Origin of the sequence: Ruegeria sp. HKCCSA071, from assembly GCF_017872555.1 — a bacterium.
Taxonomy (GTDB): domain Bacteria; phylum Pseudomonadota; class Alphaproteobacteria; order Rhodobacterales; family Rhodobacteraceae; genus Ruegeria.
This window is the reverse complement of record NZ_JAEDOX010000027.1, coordinates 1-3369: the sequence shown is the minus strand read 5'-3', so window position 1 is coordinate 3369 and position 3369 is coordinate 1. Positions and strand designations below refer to the sequence as shown.

Below are 3369 nucleotides of genomic sequence, written 5' to 3'. Positions count from 1 at the left end.
TTGAGGTATTTTCCGTATTCGTTTTTGCCGAATTTGCGGGCGCGGGCTTTGAGGTCGTGGTCGTTGATCCAGCCCAGCGTATGGGCGATTTCGTCGGGTGATCCGGTTTGCAGGCCTTGCCTGTCCTGAAGCGTGCGCACGAAGTTTCCGGCGTCCAGCAGGCTTGCATGGGTTCCGGTATCCAGCCAGGCATAGCCGCGCCCCATGCGGTTGACGCTGAGCAACCCGGCCTCAAGGTACATTTCAAGCAAGGTGACAATCTCAAGCTCGCCGCGTGCAGACGGTTTTACGGCGCGGGCGCGTTCAGGGGCAGAGCCGTCCAGAAAATACAGCCCGGTCACGGCGTAGTTCGATGGCGGCACTTGGGGTTTCTCGACAATCTGGGTGACGGCGCCAGCCTCGTCATAGGCCACGACCCCGTAGCGTTCGGGATCAGCGACCCGATAGCCGAAGACGGTGCCTCCGGTCTCTTTGGCGTCTGCCGATTGCAGGATCTCGGGCAGGCCGTGCCCAAAGAAGATGTTGTCGCCCAGCACCATGGCCGAGGGGGCACCATCCAGAAAATCTTCGGCCAGAATATAGGCTTGCGCCAACCCGTCGGGAGAAGGTTGAACAATCCAGGTCAGGGACAGGCCCCATTGGCTTCCGTCACCCAACAGGCGCTGAAACTGCTCCTGATCCTGCGGCGTCGTGATCATCGCGATGTCGCGGATCCCGGCCAGCATCAGCACCGAAAGGGGGTAATAGATCATCGGCTTGTCATAGATGGGCAAAAGCTGTTTCGAGACGCCCATCGTGATCGGATAAAGACGGGTGCCTGACCCGCCTGCCAGAATGATACCTTTGCGTTTCTTGCCGTTCCGGGTCGTCATGTGCCGAGCTCTCCAAGGTCTTCAAGTATGCTGTGCAGGCCCGCCTTCCAATCCGGACGGGGCACGCCCAGGTCCGTTGTCAGTGTCGTGCAGTCTAGGCGGCTGTTCAGGGGGCGTTTCGCGGGGGTCGGGTATGCGCTGGACGGAATGTCTTCGACATTGCAGTCGATGCCGGCCTGATCGAAGATCTCGCGCGCAAAATCGGCCCAGCTGACATCAGGGCCACCGCTGCAATGGTAAATTCCGGTCTTTTCATCCGGGTTTGTCAAAAGGGCACGGGCCGCGCCCACACAGGCCCCGGCCAGTTCCGCCGCCGGGGTTGGCCCGCCAATCTGGTCTGCGACAATTGTCAGGCGGTCACGCTCTTTGCCGAGGCGCAGCATGGTTTTGACGAAGTTATGCCCATGTGACGACACCACCCACGAGGTTCGTATGATTGCATGGGGTCCGCCCGCCGCAATCACACCGGCCTCGCCTGCCAGCTTGGTGCGCCCATAGGCGCCCAGCGGGCCGGTCGCGTGGTCGGGCGGAAACGGGGCCGTGCCCGCCCCGTCAAACACATAATCTGTCGAGACCTGAACAAACGGCACCCCGCGCCCGGCCGCAGCTTTGGCCAGCGCCGTGGGCGTGGTTCCGTTGATCAGCAGGGCAAGGTCTTCCTCCGCTTCGGCCTTGTCGACGGCGGTATATGCGGCGGCGTTGATCACCGCATCCGCATCGGTGTTGCGAACCAGGGCCGCGCACCCTTCGGGATCGGTAAAATCCGCCTTGTCGCGCCCAAGCGCTTCAACCGAGATATCCCCGCCACACCGGATCAGTTCCCGGCCCAGCTGACCGGTCGCCCCGAAGACCAGAAGTTTCACGCGCTGACCCCCAGCCGTTCGCCAACGCCGGACCGGTTCTGTAAAGACCGCCACCAGTCTTCATTGTTCAGGTACCATTCAACCGTTCTGCGCAGACCTTCCTCTACCGTCACGGACGGGCGCCAGTTCATTTCGTTGCGCATCCGCGAGGGATCGATGGCGTAACGCGCATCATGCCCGGGGCGGTCTGTGACAAAGGTGATCTGGTCCGCATAGACCCCCTGCGGTTTCGGGCGCAGGTCGTCCAGGATCGCACACAGCGTCTGCACCAGTTCCAGATTGCTGCGCTCGTTCTCGCCACCGATGTTATAGGACCGGCCGACAGCCCCCTTTTGCACCACCAGCAAAAGCGCGTCGGCGTGATCCTCGACATACAGCCAGTCGCGGACATTCGAGCCGTCGCCATAGATCGGCAGCGCCTTTCCCGCGATTGCGTTCAGGATCACAACAGGGATCAGCTTTTCAGGGAAATGATAGGGCCCGTAATTGTTCGAACAGTTGGTCAGCACCACCGGCAGGCCATAGGTCTCGTGCCAGGCCCGGACCAGATGATCGCTGGAGGCTTTCGACGCGGAATAGGGAGACCGCGGATCATAGGGGGTATCCTCGGTGAACTGGCCGGTGGGGCCCAGGCTGCCAAAGACTTCATCGGTCGAGATATGGTGGAACCTGAAAGTGTCCGGTTTTCCCTGTCCGGCCCAATAGCTGCGCGCCGCCTCCAGCATGTTGTATGTGCCCAGGACATTGGTTTCGATGAAAGCCCCCGGCCCGTCGATGGACCGGTCAACATGGGATTCCGCCGCCAGGTGCATCACCGCATCAGGCGCATGTTCGGCAAACACCGCCTTCAGGGCCGCAGGGTCGCGGATATCTGCGTGAACAAAGGCATAGTTCGGGTTCTCTGCAACCTCGGCAACATTGTCGAGGCAGGCCGCATAGGTCAGCGCATCAAGGTTCACGACCTGATGTCCGTCCGCAATGGCACGCCGCACGACCGCGGACCCGATGAAACCCGCACCACCTGTCACCAACAGTTTCATATTCTATCCTTCGTAAACAAACGGGCTGTCAAAATCGGCCAGCGCAGGCGCAATCCTGTCCTTGTCGCTCAGCACCGGGTTCCCCTGCAAGGGCCAATCAATACCACAGCTGTCCCAGCGCACACCCCCATCGGCATCCGCATTGTAAAAGCTGGTACATTTGTAGCAGATTTCGGTGTCGGGCTCTAACGTCACAAAACCATGGGCAAATCCCGCCGGCACCCAAAGCTGCCGCCCGTTCTCAAAGCTGAGCTCGATGCCGAAAGATTGCCCATAAGTTGGCGATCCCTTGCGGATATCGACGGCGACATCATAAAGCGCGCCCCGGCCCGCCCGCACCAATTTGCCCTGCGCATGCGGAGGCGCCTGAAAATGCAGGCCGCGCAATGTCCCCACCGCGGACGACAGCGAATGGTTGTCCTGCACAAATTCCGGCAACACAACCCCAGCCTCCTCCAGCCGCGCCTTGTTCCAGCTCTCAGAAAAAAATCCCCGCAAATCCCCATGCCGCTGCGGGCGAATAACCAACACACCCGACAAACCCGTCTGCTCAATCTCCATATCACCCAACCTCAAAAACCTGTTGCCTGTATT

General features: G+C 60.6%; 4 protein-coding genes. All 4 read right to left on the bottom strand.

All coding sequences use genetic code 11. From position 1 onward, the window contains the following. On the bottom strand, positions 1-872 hold an 872-nt coding region (gene rfbA, locus I9188_RS20130; RefSeq protein ID WP_209508311.1), incomplete at its 3' end, for a glucose-1-phosphate thymidylyltransferase RfbA. Then, positions 869-1735 (bottom strand): dTDP-4-dehydrorhamnose reductase, encoded by an 867-nt coding sequence (rfbD, locus tag I9188_RS20125; RefSeq protein WP_209508310.1) that lies wholly within the window; start codon positions 1733-1735, stop codon positions 869-871. The genes rfbA and rfbD, both read right to left, overlap by 4 nt. Beyond that, the gene (gene rfbB / locus I9188_RS20120) at positions 1732-2775 is read right to left on the bottom strand and encodes a dTDP-glucose 4,6-dehydratase (RefSeq protein WP_209508309.1); all 1044 of its coding nucleotides are present in this window, start codon (positions 2773-2775) and stop codon (positions 1732-1734) included. The genes rfbD and rfbB overlap by 4 nt, the downstream gene beginning before the upstream one ends. A gap of 3 nt (positions 2776-2778) precedes the next feature. Beyond that, on the bottom strand, positions 2779-3336 hold the full coding sequence (rfbC, locus tag I9188_RS20115) for a dTDP-4-dehydrorhamnose 3,5-epimerase (RefSeq protein WP_209508312.1): 558 nt from the start codon (positions 3334-3336) through the stop codon (positions 2779-2781). Positions 3337-3369 lie beyond the last annotated feature (33 nt).

Excerpts from the sequence above, each read along its gene's own strand:
- rfbB (WP_209508309.1), bottom strand. The coding sequence starts at position 2,775 with ATGAAACTGTTGGTGACAGGTGGTGCGGGTTTCATCGGGTCCGCGGTC.
- rfbC (WP_209508312.1), bottom strand. The coding sequence starts at position 3,336 with ATGGAGATTGAGCAGACGGGTTTGTCGGGTGTGTTGGTTATTCGCCCG.